This window comes from Blautia sp. KLE_1732_HM_1032 (assembly GCF_025147905.1).
GTDB lineage: Bacteria > Bacillota > Clostridia > Lachnospirales > Lachnospiraceae > Blautia_A > Blautia_A fusiformis.
This window is the reverse complement of sequence record NZ_CP102266.1, coordinates 326,736-343,812: the sequence shown is the minus strand read 5'-3', so window position 1 is coordinate 343,812 and position 17,077 is coordinate 326,736. Positions and strand designations below refer to the sequence as shown.

The 17,077-nt window shown below is 42.9% G+C and carries 19 protein-coding genes; 5 read left to right on the top strand and 14 right to left on the bottom strand.

Annotated features, from left to right (window positions below):
- Positions 1-3: 3 nt before the first annotated feature.
- The 12 genes from NQ489_RS01575 to NQ489_RS01520 all read right to left on the bottom strand — a co-directional run bounded on the left by NQ489_RS01575 (position 4) and on the right by NQ489_RS01520 (position 9,816).
- Positions 4-771, bottom strand: coding sequence for a Cas9 inhibitor AcrIIA9 family protein (locus NQ489_RS01575; protein WP_021652402.1), 768 nt, complete (start codon positions 769-771; stop codon positions 4-6).
- The gene (locus NQ489_RS01570; protein ID WP_021652401.1) at positions 756-1,589 is read right to left on the bottom strand and encodes an N-6 DNA methylase; all 834 of its coding nucleotides are present in this window, start codon (positions 1,587-1,589) and stop codon (positions 756-758) included. Before NQ489_RS01570 ends, NQ489_RS01575 begins: the two co-directional genes overlap by 16 nt.
- A 4-nt stretch (positions 1,590-1,593) precedes the next feature.
- A complete protein-coding gene (locus NQ489_RS01565; protein ID WP_021652400.1) occupies positions 1,594-2,220 on the bottom strand; it encodes a replicative helicase loader/inhibitor in 627 nt (208 codons plus the stop codon).
- Positions 2,213-3,031: a phage replisome organizer N-terminal domain-containing protein gene (locus NQ489_RS01560; RefSeq protein WP_021652399.1), complete on the bottom strand. Its 819-nt coding sequence runs from the start codon at positions 3,029-3,031 to the stop codon at positions 2,213-2,215. The genes NQ489_RS01565 and NQ489_RS01560 overlap by 8 nt, the downstream gene beginning before the upstream one ends.
- Positions 3,032-3,043: 12 nt before the next feature.
- Complete coding sequence (locus NQ489_RS01555; protein ID WP_021652398.1) at positions 3,044-6,877, bottom strand: metallophosphoesterase; 3,834 nt, start codon at positions 6,875-6,877, stop codon at positions 3,044-3,046.
- Positions 6,874-8,001, bottom strand: a complete 1,128-nt coding sequence (locus tag NQ489_RS01550; RefSeq protein WP_021652397.1) for a hypothetical protein — start codon at positions 7,999-8,001, stop codon at positions 6,874-6,876. The genes NQ489_RS01555 and NQ489_RS01550 overlap by 4 nt, the downstream gene beginning before the upstream one ends.
- 149 nt (positions 8,002-8,150) lie before the next feature.
- The gene (locus NQ489_RS01545) at positions 8,151-8,507 is read right to left on the bottom strand and encodes a hypothetical protein (RefSeq protein ID WP_021652396.1); all 357 of its coding nucleotides are present in this window, start codon (positions 8,505-8,507) and stop codon (positions 8,151-8,153) included.
- Positions 8,504-8,671, bottom strand: a complete 168-nt coding sequence (locus NQ489_RS01540; RefSeq protein WP_021652395.1) for a hypothetical protein — start codon at positions 8,669-8,671, stop codon at positions 8,504-8,506. The genes NQ489_RS01545 and NQ489_RS01540 overlap by 4 nt, the downstream gene beginning before the upstream one ends.
- Positions 8,672-8,680: 9 nt before the next feature.
- Positions 8,681-8,851: a hypothetical protein gene (locus NQ489_RS01535; protein ID WP_156906935.1), complete on the bottom strand. Its 171-nt coding sequence runs from the start codon at positions 8,849-8,851 to the stop codon at positions 8,681-8,683.
- A gap of 14 nt (positions 8,852-8,865) precedes the next feature.
- Positions 8,866-9,087, bottom strand: coding sequence for a helix-turn-helix domain-containing protein (locus tag NQ489_RS01530; protein WP_021652393.1), 222 nt, complete (start codon positions 9,085-9,087; stop codon positions 8,866-8,868).
- Positions 9,088-9,097: 10 nt separating this feature from the next.
- Entirely contained in the window at positions 9,098-9,574 is a 477-nt protein-coding gene (locus NQ489_RS01525; protein WP_021652392.1) for a helix-turn-helix domain-containing protein, read from the bottom strand.
- A 41-nt stretch (positions 9,575-9,615) separates the two neighbouring features.
- Complete coding sequence (locus NQ489_RS01520; protein ID WP_021652391.1) at positions 9,616-9,816, bottom strand: helix-turn-helix domain-containing protein; 201 nt, start codon at positions 9,814-9,816, stop codon at positions 9,616-9,618.
- Between the two features lie 89 nt (positions 9,817-9,905).
- Between NQ489_RS01520 and NQ489_RS01515 the strand changes: the two genes are divergently transcribed.
- From NQ489_RS01515 to NQ489_RS01495, 5 genes are all read left to right on the top strand, one after another.
- Entirely contained in the window at positions 9,906-10,112 is a 207-nt protein-coding gene (locus tag NQ489_RS01515; RefSeq protein ID WP_021652390.1) for a hypothetical protein, read from the top strand.
- Between the two features lie 113 nt (positions 10,113-10,225).
- The gene (locus NQ489_RS01510) at positions 10,226-10,588 is read left to right on the top strand and encodes a helix-turn-helix domain-containing protein (protein WP_021652389.1); all 363 of its coding nucleotides are present in this window, start codon (positions 10,226-10,228) and stop codon (positions 10,586-10,588) included.
- Between the two features lie 40 nt (positions 10,589-10,628).
- A complete protein-coding gene (locus tag NQ489_RS01505) occupies positions 10,629-11,570 on the top strand; it encodes a hypothetical protein (protein ID WP_044962035.1) in 942 nt (313 codons plus the stop codon).
- Positions 11,571-11,587: 17 nt separating this feature from the next.
- Positions 11,588-12,142, top strand: a complete 555-nt coding sequence (locus tag NQ489_RS01500) for a helix-turn-helix domain-containing protein (protein ID WP_021652387.1) — start codon at positions 11,588-11,590, stop codon at positions 12,140-12,142.
- A 334-nt stretch (positions 12,143-12,476) separates the two neighbouring features.
- Positions 12,477-13,580, top strand: coding sequence for a site-specific integrase (locus NQ489_RS01495; RefSeq protein ID WP_021652385.1), 1,104 nt, complete (start codon positions 12,477-12,479; stop codon positions 13,578-13,580).
- A gap of 136 nt (positions 13,581-13,716) precedes the next feature.
- On the opposite strand, the gene guaA is transcribed toward NQ489_RS01495, so the two are convergent.
- Positions 13,717-15,294, bottom strand: a complete 1,578-nt coding sequence (gene guaA, locus NQ489_RS01490) for a glutamine-hydrolyzing GMP synthase (RefSeq protein WP_021652384.1) — start codon at positions 15,292-15,294, stop codon at positions 13,717-13,719.
- A gap of 100 nt (positions 15,295-15,394) precedes the next feature.
- Entirely contained in the window at positions 15,395-16,957 is a 1,563-nt protein-coding gene (locus NQ489_RS01485) for an alanine/glycine:cation symporter family protein (RefSeq protein WP_044962034.1), read from the bottom strand.
- Positions 16,958-17,077: the final 120 nt, after the last annotated feature.

The following is a 17,077-nucleotide window of genomic DNA, read 5'->3' as shown; positions in this document are numbered from 1 at the left end:
CTCCTACAGAAGATCAAACAATGACATCTGGCCAGACAGTTCGCTGCTTTTGGTACTGGTTTTTTCAGTTTTCCGCTGCTTGGAAGCAGCATCTTTTTTCACTGGCTTTTCAGAAATCTGAGGTTTATCTTTTGTTTCCTGTGATTTTTTCTCATTATCTGTGATTTTTTCGGTAGTTTTTGTTGGTGTAACCGGCTTTTTTGTTATCACAGGCTTTTTACCTTTTTCCTTTTTAACAGGTTTCGGTTTTTCATATTTGTGGTAATAATCCTCTGCCCATTCATATACAACCTGGTCTTCAACTGCAGCGGATCTGCCATTCGACTGCTTCCTGGCCTGCTCAACGATATAACTAAAGCACTTGTTCCAGGTCTTTCCCTCCTGCATCACATCTTCAGCAAGCCCCTGATCCTCTTCGCATCTTTTCATCAGGTAAGTAATGACCGGATCCGCAAAGTTCTTCTGTGTTGCCTTCTTCTTTTCTGCTTCCAGCTTTTCTCTGGCTTTCTGCTTTACCGGCTTTGCATTTTCAGCTTCTGCTGCTTCAACTTCTTCTTTTGTCGGAGCTGGAATCCCGGAAACAATATCAACAAGAGAGGCTTTTCCCATTGGAACTGTATCCTCTTCCTTTGATTCATCGTCTTCCTGGGCCTCTAATTTGCCCTCTGTCGGTTTCTCTTCCTGTTCCCCTATTGTTTCACTGTCTGCAACCGTTTCCGCCTCTAAACGGTCAGTATCAGCTTCAAGTTCCTGTTTTAACTGTTCTGACATTTGTAATCTCCTTTCTCGAAATCAAAATAAAAAGTAATCTTCCCAGGGTTGCGTTCTTCAATCGGAGTTATCCATGAACCGCACATTTCTTTAAATATCTGAATCTGCCGTCTACAGTTCCATTCTCCCCTGAAATAAAACGGTGTGTACCAGAATTCCTGTCCCGGCTTTTCAACCGGCATCAGTGGATCTCCGCACACCGGATTGGATATCGTATTTGCAACAGCCACCCAGCCTGCGCACCCAAGAAGCGAAAGCTGTATGTAACACATCTGGGCAACTACCCTGTCTATGTCATTGGCGGTGAACAAAACCCGTGTCTGATAATTTATCTTTTTTCTGTGGAATATGTTTGCCGCTGCTACAAGAGTTGCTCCTGCTCCACACGCCGGATCATTGACAGATATCCATTCCTGTTTTTCCAATGTCTGTACATTGTCATTGATTGTTATGCTTGCCATACATTCACAGACATTGTATGGTGTAAAAAACTGCCCTTTCCAGTGGTTCCCTAGCTCAAGGCTCATGTACAGTTTTCCAAGAAAGTCCTGATCTGGATTGCGTTCCAGTGCCTCAACCACAATCGCAAAGCATTTGGCCGGCTTCTCTACCCCGCCAAGGCGTTTGATGCACTCTGCATATTCTTTCTCTCTTGCAGTGTATCTCGGTTCCGTCTTATCAACCGAATTCGCCAGTGTGCAAGCCATTGCCGCCATTAGATCGGCCCACACCTGCCATGAACTCCGGCTGTAACACAGCTCTTGAAAAACTTTTATGAACTCTTTCTCCGTTCCTTGTATTTTCTCTATCTGCTCCATGCTGTCACCTCTTGAATCCGTGTTCCCGCATCAGCATATCTATATACTCTGGTGTCGCACGTTCTGGTTCTTCTGCTATCTGTTCCCGGTGCTGTTGTTCTATTGCCGCATTTTCGTGTGTGGTAAGCTGTGCAATATATTTATTTTTCGCTTCCAGAATACTCGGAGGAAGCTTTGCATCGTTCGTCTTGCGCTCGATCAGGGTTGAATATATCTTGAAGAAATGCGCTCGGACAGCATCCTGGTTCTCATCGAGGCATATCTCCCGGAAGCCAAGCCGCTTTACCGCTTCTCTGACTATCGGCGTCAGGCTTTCCAGTGCTTCTTCCTGCCTGTAATATCCATACTGGCTTATAGCCTTCTGTACTTCTCCCCAGGCTTCTCCCTGGTCTTTGAGGTGCGGAACTGTATATTCTGCACATTTCTCTCGTATCTCAGATATCTGAGGCGGATATGTATGAGTGGCAAACAGTTCCATCAATGCTGTTTCGCAAAGCTTATAGTCTAGGTCTCCCAACATGCGGTACCACATTCTGATGCTGTACTGGTCTGGCATGACATTAAATGTTGGATAGGCACTTTTGATCGAAGCTCTGACAAAATCAAATTCTTGAGGTGTCACTTCAATCACCCATCCCTTCGCGCCAGCCGGCCGTTGCCTCCATATACTGATCCGTTGACATGTTCTTTGTAGCTACAGGTGCTTGCGGTGTTCTGGATGCCGGCATTGAATTCTGTGAACGTTCTAACCAACCAGTGATAAATCTCTTGATTCCTCTAGGTGTCTTACGATTACGAGGGTGACTGTCAAGCCATGCTGCCATTGATCTAAACTCCTGTTCAACATCCAATGCCGGAAACAGTTCTCTCAGTGAATTGAGATAATTAAATGTCACATCGTAGTTTCCTGAGCCTGTAATCAGAGGAAGAGAGATGAACGTGTTCTGCTTGGAGTCTTTAAGCTCCAAGCTAATGTTTTTATTATCTTTCTCTTTATCTAACTCTATCTCTTTCTCTATCTCTTTCTCTACGTCACCTATGCGTAACTGTTCCGTCACTTCAATGTCACATTGTGACGCTTTTTTGTCTCTTAACCGTCTCATTCTTTCAGCACTGGCACTTTCCGACCCTGTCATTTTGGAGCATTCCGACAGTGAATATTCGGTTTCGTCAATCAGCTGCATGAGGTCCTGCTGAATCAAAAACATAACCGTCACTCTTACATTTTCAACTTCTTCGTCCAGGTCCAGAGCAAGCTCGTCATAGAATGTTGCTTCTACTCCCTCGAAGTAAAGTCTTCCATCCTGTTTCATCGCCACAAGAAGCATTTTCAGGTAAATAATTGTGTAGGTGTCTCCTCCGGCAATCTTCCGAAGTTTTTTGATAGCCTTCTGACGGAAAAATCCGTCAGGAAGCTTTAACCAATAATATCTTTTCGCCATAAATTCCCCCGCTTAGTAGATTACTTTTGAACCATCATCTGTTTTAATTACTGTCACAGCCTGGCCAAATCTCGCTTTCATGGCATCGTCATGAGTTATAGCCATAATCTTCACATCAGAATATCGATCACGAATCGTCTCAAGGGCATCTACATAAGCCTGTGCACCCTCATCATCAAGGAATGGTGGTTCATCAATAAAGAGCATTCCAAGCTGTATTCCTGCCGCTGTTGCCTTGATTTCGGACAATGCAAGGATAACAGCAAGAGAAGCTTTTACCTTCTCGCCTCCGCTCTTGGAAGCATATGGAAGAGTTGTCTTGCCATATTCGTTGATCAGAACATCCAGCGTTGCCTTGTCTCCGTCCTTTCCTTTGACGGTGCGCTCCATCACAAATTCCACTCCCATCGTTCCACCAGTCATCTGGCCGAGAATATTGTTCGTAGTATCTGTGATATGAGGAATGATGTTCCTGATGATCTGGTGCGGAACTCCGTCCTGTGAAAATGCCTGTTTCAAAGCCTCGTAGCAATCAGCTTTCTCAGCTGCAACAGCAATACCTTTATTCAAAAGAGCTATTTCAGAACGCATTGCCTCAACATCTTCAACTCTCTGTGTCAGTACGCCTTTTTGAATCTGCGCTTTTTCAAGAGTTTCTTTTGTAGATTTTAATCTTCTCTCAACTTCTTCAAGAGCTTCACTGCCTTCAATATCTTTTCTTAATTCTTCCAGTTTTATTTCCGCTTCACGAAGATTGTTATGTAAAACAAGTTCGTTGGCATCTTCCTTGCTCCGTTCCTGATATAATTCAGTAAGTCTCTTATCAATATGCTGTTTTCTTTCTTCATACACCGGAAGTTCCTTTTCCTGGTCTGCAAAATGTGCTACCGAATTTCTTTTACATACAGCATCATCATGCTTAATAACGGAATCAGATAACGCAGCAACAATATCAGTTGCTTTCTGGGCCTTTATATTGAGCTCTAAGAGGATTTCTTCATACTGCCCTATCGTTTTACTGTTGGTGTTCTTTTCTGTCTCTAAACGGGCGATTTCAAGTTTCTTTTTCTCGGCATCCTTTTTCAAGTTTTCATATTTTACAAGTGCACGTGCTTTTCTTATCAAAAGTTCTAATCTTTCAGCATCATATCCGATAATACAAATTTCATCCTGTTTTTTGGATATTTCTTCGTCTCGTTTGATCCTCAATGCTGCTATTTCTTCCTCACATTTTTCCAGATGGTCTGCTTCTTCTGGTAAACTCTTTACATCATCGATTGCTTTTGCGAGAAACCTGCAGCTTGCTCTATCTATATCAGGGCAACCGGAATTCTTCATAAATTCCTCCTGCTGTCTTATCTCGGAAATTCTGTCCAAACGATATTTCCGCCTGTTCTCTGCTTCTGATATACGCTGAGAATACGTTGCTCTTATCTGTTGCAGTTCCTGCTCCGCAACAGAAGTCAAATGTCTTTTTTCCTGTAATTCCTCGCATTGCGTCCTCGCCTGAGCCAGCTCCGTCAGTTTTTCTTCCAAATTATCCGGAAGTTCTGCTTTAAGCTGTTCAATAAGATTCGCAATGTCGTTATTTCGACGCTTTGCATCGTTTATGATATTCTGGCAATTCTGGATGTCAGCATTATACCCAGCAAGATTTCTTTTTGCATTGTCATGATTAAGAACGTCTTTCTCCAGCTCTATAATCTGTTCGGACAACTGTTTATATTCGGCGGCTTTTTCTCTGACCTCATTCGCTGATTCCAATGCGGCATTACAGTTTTCTAAAATCTGCGTCTTACTTGAGATTTCATCTGAAATGGATCTGCGTCTCTTATGACAATCATCCAATTCTTCCGAAGCTTTGCGGCACTCCTGCTCTGCTTTTTCAATCTGAGCATGTTTATTCAGCAACTGTCCTTGAGTATCGCTTAAATCCTCAATATCTTTATTAAGCTGCTGAATATCTTCCTCTGCTTTCTGCAATTCAGATTCCGGATCTCCTTTGGATTTGATAAAATCCGTTTTGATTCGGACAGCTTCTTTTTTCGAAGCCAGCTCTTTTCTCTGTTCGGAGAGTTTCTTTTTTGAATCCAGTTCCATAACTCCATAGATTCCAAGCCCGAGCAGATTTCCAAGGATAGCAATACGTTCATCTTTCTTCGCCTGCAAGAATAATCCATACTGGTCCTGCATGATCAATGCGCAGCTGCGAAATGTCATGCTGTCCATACCAAGAAGCTTCTCGATTTCAGCCTGTGTGTCAATGATTCTTTCCTTGGACAGATTCATCCAGTCAGCACTTTCTTTTTGATACTGTGACAAGTTCAGTGTTGGTTTTCCAGATTTTGTTCTGGTGCGGACTACCCGGAATCGTTTCTCTCCGATGTCGAAAATAAATTCTATGGAACCGCTTCTTGCATCCTCTGTACCTCGGATCCACGCCTTACAGTCTCCCTCACGGGTTTCTTCAAACAGACAATCTACAATAGCATCCATGAAAAGGCTGCTCTTTCCTGCACCGTTTACTCCATTGATCGTGCAGAATGAAATGTCTGAAAAATCAAAGTTTTCTTCCTTGTAGTTTCTGTAATTTCTGACAGAAATGGATACCGGCTTAAACACACCGTGAATCTCTGCGGTGGTACTCTGTTTCATGGCTTCTGCTATGATTGGCTCGGCAAGCTCCACGATTTTGTCTGGATTCTTAAATGTCTTTTCCTCCAACCATTTTTTCAGATTCAACCTTGGGTCGCTTTCCTCCGAGAGAAGCCCGCGGTTCGTGATGTCAATAGTGCTTTCTGCTTCAATATCTGCCACATAGAATGCACCAAGCTCATACAGGTTCTTTTGCAGTAGTGGAATGTTGAGCGCCTTTTTCTGTTCAGATGTGCAGGAATACCGCACCCGGACTATCTTATCCGTCACATCTTCTGAAATGCCTGTTCTATGAAGATACATAGCCCCTTCACGGATATAGTCGCCAACTTCATCAGGATCCCAGGTGATAGTGCGGAACTGTCTGTATGGAGTAGTGTATCTATGTCCTTTTACCAGAGTGCCTTTCTCATTAAATTCATGAATCCAGAATCCACGATCCTGTCCTTCATCATTAAAATTCATTGCATTGATCGCTCCGGAATAGAATACATTGTCAAATCCTTCAATGATTTGCGGGCGATGGATATGACCAAGAAGCACCGCCTCATATCTTGCGGCAATTAAAGCTTCTCTTGGAATGACCGGCTCAAAGTTTGTGAAGAAGGAGGTCTGCCCTGATTCCATGTTGCAACCAGGAACCGTATAATGCGCCATGAGAATCGGTGTCTTTTCACACTCTGCTCTCAGTGCAAAAACCATATCTGAAATATATTTCGTCCATGCCAGATTTTCTTCATCTGCAGATAAACCAGGGAATTTTGCTCTGAACTCCTGTTTGTCAAATCCAGGTATGCAAGCAATGTCTGCATATTTCGTTTTGATAACAAACGGTTCCGTCACAACACATACGTTATTGACGTTCAGCAGCATTCTTTTCAGTACTCGGAACTGTCCGCTTCCATCATGGTTCGGTGTTCCTCTCATTACGATCACATAGCCTGCGAAATGCGCCAATGATGTGATGATATTGGTCGCATGAATCATTTCATCCGAATATCGTACCGGACCGATCTGCTCCTGGTGGAAGATATCACCGGAAATGCAAACAATGTCCGGTCGTTCTTTAATAGCTACATCAACCATATACTCAAGACATTTCACTGTATCCTGTGAACGGAGATTCACTCCGTCCACCACAGGACCTTTGAACTGGCCAATATGCCAATCAGCTGTATGTAATATTTTCATCTACGTCCGCCTCCTCTCTGACATTTAATGCAAAGTGGCTCTCCGAATTTATTGATTGAATATTCATAAACTCTTTCATTTATGACCTCACCGCATCTGGAACACTGGAAATCCATTGATCGGTCTGGTTCGGGTTCTGATTCTGGATCCGGCTCAGGAACAACGTCCGGCTCCTGCATCGGTGGATAATCATCTTCAGTTTCTGTATCCGAAGCGTACGCCGGATTATCCAGATCGGCAGGATCAAATGTATTGTTCTCCGTATCGAAATCAACTCTTTTGATGCCGATCTGCGGCGTTCCGAACATATTGTTTACAGAATTCATTCCCTGTGTCAGCATTGCCTGTCTGACCTGCGGATCCGAGAAATCCGGTGAAAAGATAACCGTAGGAATAGCAAAATTTCTCTGGAGTTCTGCTCTTGTATATGTCCCCTTTACGCCAAGCAATGCTCTAATGACACGAAGCTTTGCTCCAGTCATTGCTTTTTCAGCCCAGGTCTTTTTCAGAAGTGCCATGTTTACCATAACGGAACGTTCAATATATCGTTCCCGATCCTCTTTGGCAATCACAAATGCCTGGCATTTCTTTCCCCATTTATTCTTTGATTCCACCCACTGGCCTGCATAAATCTCAGCAGCTGCCTTTGCCTGTTTTTCGTCAACAATACCTTTGGCAGCTTTGTCGGAAAACTCAATGCGGTATTTATCTTCCTCGTCCTCGAGGCAGATTACTTTCTGATCTGTTTCGGTTCTGGCTGTTCCATCGGCTTTCCGCATGGCACCCTGTGCCTGCGCCCGGTATGTGACCCGGTCGATACGCTCGCCATATGTTTCCTTTGGATTGAACTGGATTCCGGCCGCCATTGCCATCTTATTCAATAATGGCTTTGACAGGGAGTACACATCTTCCCAGATGTCTTTTCCTCTCTCATCCTGCTTACCTGTCTTAACTGAACCAACCTTGAAAATATCTCCGCTGTTCTCACCCAGATCGACTGGAACCTCTTCTACATGGAATTTGTAGAATGGATTGAGCTGCACGTCCGTTGCTGTAGGAACCAGCAGATTGTAATTTTTGTATGCCGTGATAACTTCCGGCAAGCTTCCTAAAACATCTTTCATCTACTTGATAACCTCCTATTTTTGTGATAAAATGACGATGACTTTAAAAACAAAGGGTCGATAACCTGTTTTTAAAAGTTCTGACTGGTCTTGGATAGGATCGTGGGTGCCGTCTACACTCCGCTTTCCCCTTATTATCCAAGACCTTTTTAATGTTCATCACCTCCTATAAACCAATTCAGAAACCCAAACAGTGCGATGCCGAATATTCCAACAAAAACTATTTCTGAGCCAATTTCATAGCTTCCTCTTTCAAGATAAAGCTTATTTGAAAGCATATTGTAAAGAATCGTGCTTGCCAGGACTGGAAGTGCATACTTCAAAGCTCTTGCAATAAAAAGGATTCTCTTTCTCACTTTCTCTTTCTTTTTGCGGATGTAGTATTTCTCATATTCTGCCTCATTGAATTCTCGCACCACGGACAGATATACCCTTGTTTTGGAATCTTCTGTGATATACTTATATTCCATGTCTTTGTACATATCCGGCACCTTGCATACATTCATTTCCTTGCCTCCTTGTCAATGAGAATCAATTCCTTTGCGATAACACTCTGCAATGCCATTCTGTCCATTTCGTGCCAGCTGATCGGCACCGGGCTGTTGTCCATTGCATTCAGGATCCGCTCTGCGGCCTGATGATATTTTTCAAGATCTTTTGCTGTCAGCATCTTTCCCTCCTATACTGCCAGGCGAAGCTGGCCACTTTTTTCTTCTTTCATCATCTTTTCAACAAATGCAGTTGCTTTTTCTTTTCTTTCCATTTCGATCAGGCGTTCTTCATGGCAACTGCACTGTTCTCCCGGATCCAGATACGCTCCGCAATCCGGGCAGATTCTATAAAAAGCCATCGTATCCACTCCTTTCATTCAATCATGTATAATTTGTTAAATGCCTTTTTGGGGATTTTCCCTGACGGATATCCCTTGGCAAGCTGTCCATCAGCTATCAGGTCCGATCTAAGAGAACGTATCATGCGATATGCCGTATCCCTGCTCACACCCATCATTTCTCTGACCTCAGCGGCTGTATAGTAAGAACGTTCCGCAGATGTAAGCTTTTTGATTACACCGTTTGCATTTTCCATACCAAGCACCTCATTCCAGATTTCTCTCAATCCAATTTTTCAGATTTTGTGTGATCTCATTTACTTCATCTAATGTCTGAATGATTTTTTTCAGTTCCGGTTTTTCCTCTTCTGAGATAATTCCGTCTGCCGTAATATCAAGAAGTGATTCCTTTGCCTCGTTTATCTTCTTTAAAGAAGAAAGCATTCTCAAGCTGATTCTATCCAGTCCTGCATTCTCAATCTTCGGCATGTTCTTTCCAAGCGGGCACATCTCCCGGCAATAATTTCCTTTCAATTCCGGTGCCTTATAGCAGTCAGCCATCAAAAGGACCTCTTCCTGATATGGTATTGTGCTCCCAAGTTCGATTCTGGCTAACCTTGTACGGTCGATTCCTATTTCTTCCGCAGCACCTTCTCTGCTGCTCAGACGTTCATTTGACTTTGCCGCCTCATATCGTGCCTGGCAAAACATATTAGCCGCTGCTTTCGTAGCAAATTTCGACATTTTTCTCTCCTTCTATAAGCTGTATAATCAAGTTATGGTAATTAAATTGTGTACTCTGTATCGATATCCAGAGCCTTGCTGATTTTTTCAGCAAGTGCAGGTGCATACATTCTTCCATTTATGGTGGTTGTCACATAGTTCCTGCACATCCCAACTTCACCGCATAATTCCGTGACAGACATATCTCTGTCAATTAGGGTTTTCTTTACTTCTTTGCACCATGGAGACAGTTTTCGCTTCAAAATATCACCTCCGTTTTCAACAAATGTTTATTACATTTGTTGTTTACATTTGTTTGCGATTGCATTAAAATAATCAGAAAGGAGTTATCATGGATAATTGGATTGATAATCTCAGAAGAATTGGACTTAAACGTTATGGTGACGAAAACCGCCGGATTCTTTCTGAATTATTAAGAAACGGTATTCCTGCCGGAAACACTGTTATGTCGGAAGCATCTGCTGAGGCTCTTATCATTGCTGTGGCGGCCATGATTGAAGAAAACAATAAAGCATTGCTCTCCGATTTATCGATGTAACTCTCTCTTTTTTTGTTTTGCATTAAACATTTGTTTATTACATTTTTAATATTAATCCCAATTTGTGAATTTGTCAACTATGTTTTTCACATTTTGGGATTTTGGAGAATTGTATGATCACTCAGCGTATTTTATCACTGCTTGAAGAAAAGTCTTTGACAGCCACTGATTTATGTCGGGCTATCGGAATAAACACAAGCACTATGACCAACTGGAAGAACCGAGGAACTGATCCGCCCGCAAAAATGATAATCCCAATTTGTGAATTTTTAGGTGTGTCTAGCGACTATTTACTTACGGGCAAAGAAAGAAACTCAAAGCAGAACATTCTCTCTGAGGACTCCGAATGGTTAGCATTGATTCACCAACTTCCGCATGATGCGCAGTTGGAATTTCGAGGTGAATTAAAGGGGTACATAAAATGTTTAAAACGGCAGGAAGAAGATACTGTCGAGCCTCTTAAGAAAGCAAAATAATAAGCTTCGAGTGGTACCGAAGCAAAAGGGGGGAATGACTATGAAAAAGAAAATGATTGCACTTACCTGCTCATTGATTTTTGCCAATACTATCCCTGTATTCGCAGCATCCGATTATGGCATTAATATCGATCAAAAATACGTTTCCGGAGATGCTTCCCAATTATCCGATGCAATTTCCGAGTCGTTGAATGATATGGGTGTTAAAAAAGTTTCCTCTTACGATTTAGAGAAAAAAGAAGATTCTCAAACAGTTGCACAAGTAATTTTATCAGCAGATGGCGTAGCCATGGAGGCGGTCTGCTACTATACAAAAGACAATACTTGGAGTTGCTCTTCTATAACGAATATCCACAGTAGTAGTGATGATCTGATTTATTATTGGGTCAATCCGATTTCCGCTGATGCAACCGCATTTGAAATTAAAGACTACAAAACAGGGGAATATAAGCCAGAAGGAGCTGCCAAAGAACTACTTTCACAATATGAGAATCAGGAAAAATGGTTTTCACTGGAAGATTTTAAATTATATGATAAAAATGATGCTCCTATTGAGATACCTGATTCAGAAGATTATATAATGGCCTCTGCTTATCCTGATAGCAAAACATTTCGTGGTATAAGAATCGGTGATACAATTTCGAATTTATTTTCAGCGTATGATTCCAAATATTTTTCAGTACAGGTGGGCTATGACGACGCCACTGCTACCGATACTCAAAAGAAACTGGTTGAGATGTACAATGCCCAGATTGAAGCTGCTGATCCAGAGGATATCGAAAGTACTATTTCTTCTATTGACAGCAGTGCAGTATCCGTAGTCATACTATTTGAAGGTGCTGAATTTTGCGGAAAAATAATTCCAAAGCCAGAACTGAATTCAGACAAGTGGGTTTCATATAAGGTATCGGAAGATATAGGTTTCATAATTGATAACGATAAGATTTCTGATATTGTAATCCAACGCGGTGACAGATATTAATAAGAGGAATAGTTTTTATGACAATTGGTGAACGAATAAAAGAATTGCGGGCTGAGGCTGATCTGCGTCAGTCCGAACTTGGAAAAGCAATAGGTTTTTCTGGCCAAGTAGTATCGAATGTCGAAAGAGGTTACTCTTTTCCGTCAACAGAATTTGTTAATCGCAGTGCTGCATGCTTCGGTGTGCCAGCAGATTACATTCTTGGCCGGACTACTTCAAGATATGCTGTTGCGGATCCGAAAGAAGTTTCCGCAGTGCAGGCAAGAATAAAAGCCCGTTTGGCTCAGTTGCAGATGAGCCTTCCGGATCTGATCAAAAATTCAACGCTGACAGAGGAAGCCTGCTGCGACATTCTGGCCGGAAAGACTATTCCGGGAATAGATGCCACTGCAAGCCTGTCAAAAGCCCTCGACACCTCTATGGATTACCTTGTGGGTAATTCTGAATACAGCTGTGCCATTGCTTCAGAAGACGAACAGGACATTATCCTGCGGTACCGTCAGTTATCCAAGAAGGGAAAGCGTATCTTTTTGGGAATGATGGAGAACATGGAAGAAGAAAAAACAGAATAGTATATTTAACTGGGGAACCGTTGGGGTGTTATGTCAGCCGCCGGACACTTTGGTGAAAGGAGGCTGGTGCTGATGGTTACATATGGTGATTTATTTACTTTTGTAATTATGCTTTGTGCAGTTGTAACTCTTGTTATCAATTTAATGCATAAAAAATAGCGCCCTCGTCCTGGTAAGATAAGGCGCTATTTTTAGCTATTGTTTTATCCGGCGGTCAGGTGTACGCTGACCAACGGTTCTCTTGTTAAGTACATTATATCTATATTCAACATTTTTGTCAAACATTTGTTGATTACATTTGTTTGACACATTTGTTTAATAATGGAGGATTCAGATGCCGGCTTATAAGTATTTTACCAAAGATGGAAAGACAAAATGGTATGCCAACTTCTACTATGATGATTGGCTTGGCAAGCGTCAGCATAAATGCAAAAGGGGTTTTTCTACCAAAAAAGAGGCTATAGAATGGGAACGTGACTTTCTGGCGCAGGGAGCCAAGGATCCAGATATCCTGTTTTCTGCTCTGATCAAGAATTATATGTCAGACTGCAGCTCCCGGCTGAAACTGACCACTTTGGAAAACAAGCAGTATCTGATAGACATGAAACTGCTGCCATTCTTTAAAGATATGAAGATCGGTGACATTACTCCGATCGTGATCCATCGGTGGCAAGATGCCATGATTAATTACAGGGACGATAAGGGAAATCCTTATTCTCAGACGTATCTGAAGACCATCAATAACCAGATGTCTGCTATCATGAATTATGCTGTCAAATACTATAAGCTCCGGAGCAATCCATGCCTTGCAGCTGGTGCGATCGGGAAAAGCAGTGCAGATGAAATGAACATCTGGACCAGAGAGCAATTTGATTACTTTCTGACGTTTGAAAAGAAAAGCGCATACAGGATGGCATTCAGCCTCATGTTCTATGGCGGGCTTCGATCTGCAGAGGTTCTGGCCATTACTCCGGCGGATATCCTGCCGGACTGCTCTATATCAATTAGCAAGAACTTTGTGGTTATAAAAGGCGAGCAATACTTCCAGACACCCAAAACCGAAAAGAGCAAACGTGTCGTGAACATTCCGCAATCTCTGTATAAAGAGCTTCAGGATTATGTTGCCAGCATGGCTATAGAACCAGATGAGCGTATCTTCTATTTTCAGAAATCCGGTATGCGGTCAGAATTTAAACGTGCAACTGCCAGATCTGGTCTTCCAGAAATCAGGATCCACGATCTTCGGCACTCCCATGCAAGTATGCTGATCGATATGAAATTTTCCATCAAGGAGATTTCGGACCGGCTTGGACATGAATCACCGGAGACAACCTGGAAAGTTTATGCTCATTTGTATCCGGGAAAAGACAGGAAGCTTGCTGACGCTCTCAATGAAGTAAGAGCCACAAATGATAATGCAGAAGATAAAAACATATGAAACGTACAGTATCATATAATAACAAAAAATCCCCAAAAATAAGACACTTTCTCCCCATTAACATCACCGTAGCATCACGGACAAAAATAAAATCCCGGAAACCCTTGTAAATAAAGGATTTCTGGGATTTTGCTCATTATTCAAACTCAATCGTTCCAGGCGGCTTACTAGTAAGATCATAGAATACGCGGTTTACGCCCTTAACTTCATTAATAATACGGTTCATCACCTTATTAAGTACTGCATAAGGAATCTCAGCAGATTCCGCAGTCATGAAGTCAATGGTCTTAACGGCGCGGAGCGCCACTGCATAATCATATGTTCTGAAGTCTCCCATTACACCTACGCTTCGCATATTTGTAAGGGCTGCAAAGTACTGGTTCGGCATCCAGGACGGATCTTCTCCGTGTTCTTTTTTGTAGTCGGCGGCTGCATTGTCGACTTCTTCACGGTAGATGTAGTCTGCATCCTGTACGATGCGTACTTTTTCCTCGGTGACTTCACCGATGATACGGATTCCAAGTCCCGGGCCCGGGAATGGCTGACGGAATACCAGTCTTTCCGGAATTCCAAGCTCAAGGCCAGCTTTACGGACCTCATCTTTGAATAGGTCACGAAGCGGCTCAATGATTTCTTTGAAATCAACGAAATCCGGAAGGCCTCCTACATTGTGGTGGGATTTGATCACTGCGGATTCTCCGCCGAGACCGCTCTCTACAACGTCCGGATAAATGGTTCCCTGTGCAAGGAAATCTACAGCGCCGATCTTCTTGGCTTCTTCCTCGAAGATACGGATAAATTCCTCACCGATGATCTTACGCTTCGCTTCAGGCTCTGTAACACCGGCAAGCTTGTCGTAATATCTCTGCTGTGCGTTCACGCGGATAAAGTTCAGGTCAAACTGACCATTCGGTCCGAATACACCTTCAACCTCATCACCTTCATCCTTACGAAGAAGGCCATGATCTACAAATACGCAAGTAAGCTGCTTACCGATCGCTCTGGAAAGAAGTCCTGCTGCCACGGAGGAATCTACACCACCTGACAGGGCAAGGAGAACTTTTCCATCACCGACTTTCTCGCGGATCTCTTTGATCGTATGTTCAACAAAGGCATCCATCTTCCAGTCTCCGGCACATTCGCAGACACCAAGTACGAAGTTGGAAAGCATTGTCTTTCCTTCTACTGTGTGCAGTACTTCCGGATGGAACTGGATCGCATACAGTTTCTTCTCTTCATTCTGTGCAGTTGCTACCGGACAGTCCGCTGTGTGTGCAGCTATCTCAAATCCAGGTGCAGTCTGGGAAATATAGTCTGTATGGCTCATCCAGCAGATTGTTTTGTCGGATACATTTTTGAAGATCCTGGAATCTTTCTTATCGATGAGAAGCTCTGTCTTACCATATTCGCTGACATCTGCCTTCTCAACTTTTCCGCCAAGGACATGCATCATAAGCTGTGCTCCATAGCAAAGTCCAAGTACCGGAATACCAAGCTCAAATAATTCCTTCTGGTAAGTCGGTGAATCTGCCTCATAGCAGCTGTTTGGTCCGCCGGTAAGGATGATTCCCTTCGGATTCATCGCTTTAATCTTCTCAAGATCTGTCTTGTAAGAATAAATTTCGCAATATACATTGCATTCTCTGACACGTCTTGCAACCAGCTGATTGTACTGACCGCCAAAATCAATGACAATAACTAATTCTCTTTTCAAGGCTTTCCTCCTGTTATTTATAACATCTTTAGAATCTGTTACTCATTATAAATGAGTACATGCACTTTTACAATGCTAATTTTATCTCACGCCGGAATTTTTATTTTCCGGAAAAATTTTTCACTACTTTTTTTGCCTGCTCATCCCAGTAAGCGCAGTCATTTCTTCCAATTACCTCCGATGTAAACGGAGTACCGTCATTCTTCTTATAATGTCTGGTCGCCCGGAAAACATATTTCGCACCGACATAAACGATCGGTACGTTGAAAAATACGATCAGAATATTTCCAAGATCAGAAAACGCCCAGAGATTTCCAAGCTCCAGTCCTGCAATATTACAGAGGATACCAAATGCGGCAACAAAAAGACCGATACAGCGTACAAAATTAATACAGATCTTATCCTTGCGGATACGGTTTGCTGCGATTTCCGAAAAGCTGATCATTCCAAGCAGACAGGTAAATGCAAACAGGCAGAAACATAAGGTTACAAGAAATGTAACGATCCCGTTCATTGCAGTTCCCGGAGTCAGCACAGCAATGGACTCCGTATATTTTGGAAGTTTATCAAGAGCCTGCCAGCTTTCCGCATCTGCTCCCGTCCAGCAATGTGCCATAACTACCACAAATCCGGTAAGTGTGCAGATCACAATGGTATCAAGAAAAACTCCCAGAGAAGCGATGACACCCTGCTCACATGGATGCTTTGCGTCAGCTGCTGCCGCTGACATAGTGATCGTTCCCTGACCAGCCTCATTGGACATCAGGCCTCGTTTTACGCCCTGTGCAAGAACCGTTCCAAAAACACCTCCAAAAAATGCATCCGGCTTAAAGGCTCCTGCAAACACGCTTCCGAAGAAATACGGAATACGGGTAAAATTCAATATGATAAGAAGTAACACTACTACCATATAGAGCACCGCCATCACCGGCACCATCATATCTGTCCATTTGGATACTTTTTTGATTCCGCCAAATGCGATAGCTGCTGTGAGGATTACGATCAGCGTACCTACTATATAATAGAAGGCTGATCCGCTTGGGATGGTTTTTCCGGTTACGATCTCTGCCATGCGTCCTACTGATGAAACAACGTTAAAGCCCTGTGCCGGCAGACAGCAAAGCGCATACAGAATATACAATACCGAAAGAAAAACACCGATCCATACCTTATTTCCAAGAAGCTTTCTCCCATAAAAAGGAAGACCTCCTACAAACTCATCGTCCTTCTTCTCCTTGAAAATCTGAGCAAGGACACCCTCCATGTATGCAACTGCCATCCCGAAAAACGCAGATATCCACATCCAGAACAGGGCCCCCGGTCCACCCACTGCAATAGCACCTGTTACGCCCAGGATATTTCCCGGTCCTACACGCATAGCTGAACTCAGGAAAAACGATGCAAGCGGCGAAATTCCTGTTTCCACAACACGTTTCTCCGTCATGGTTCGGATTCCTTTTTTAAAGTAAGTTACCTGCATAAAACCGATCCTGAAACTAAAAAAAATCCCGGACCCAAGAAGTAGTATGATCGCAAAGGATATATTTCCCAGAATCGGGATACTGCTGTACCAGTCAAAATTCGTGGGGAACTCCCACAGAAAATCAGACAGTGGACCGATAAAGCTGAACACTCCATTGATCGCCTCAAACACTTTCTCCATAGCCATCTCCTCCCTTTTCATCTGAATACCTCAGAATTGAACCATCTTTCCGGATATCACATTTTCCGCTGGACATAAAATATAGATATATTCATTTATACCCCTCCGGAAAATCCCCGC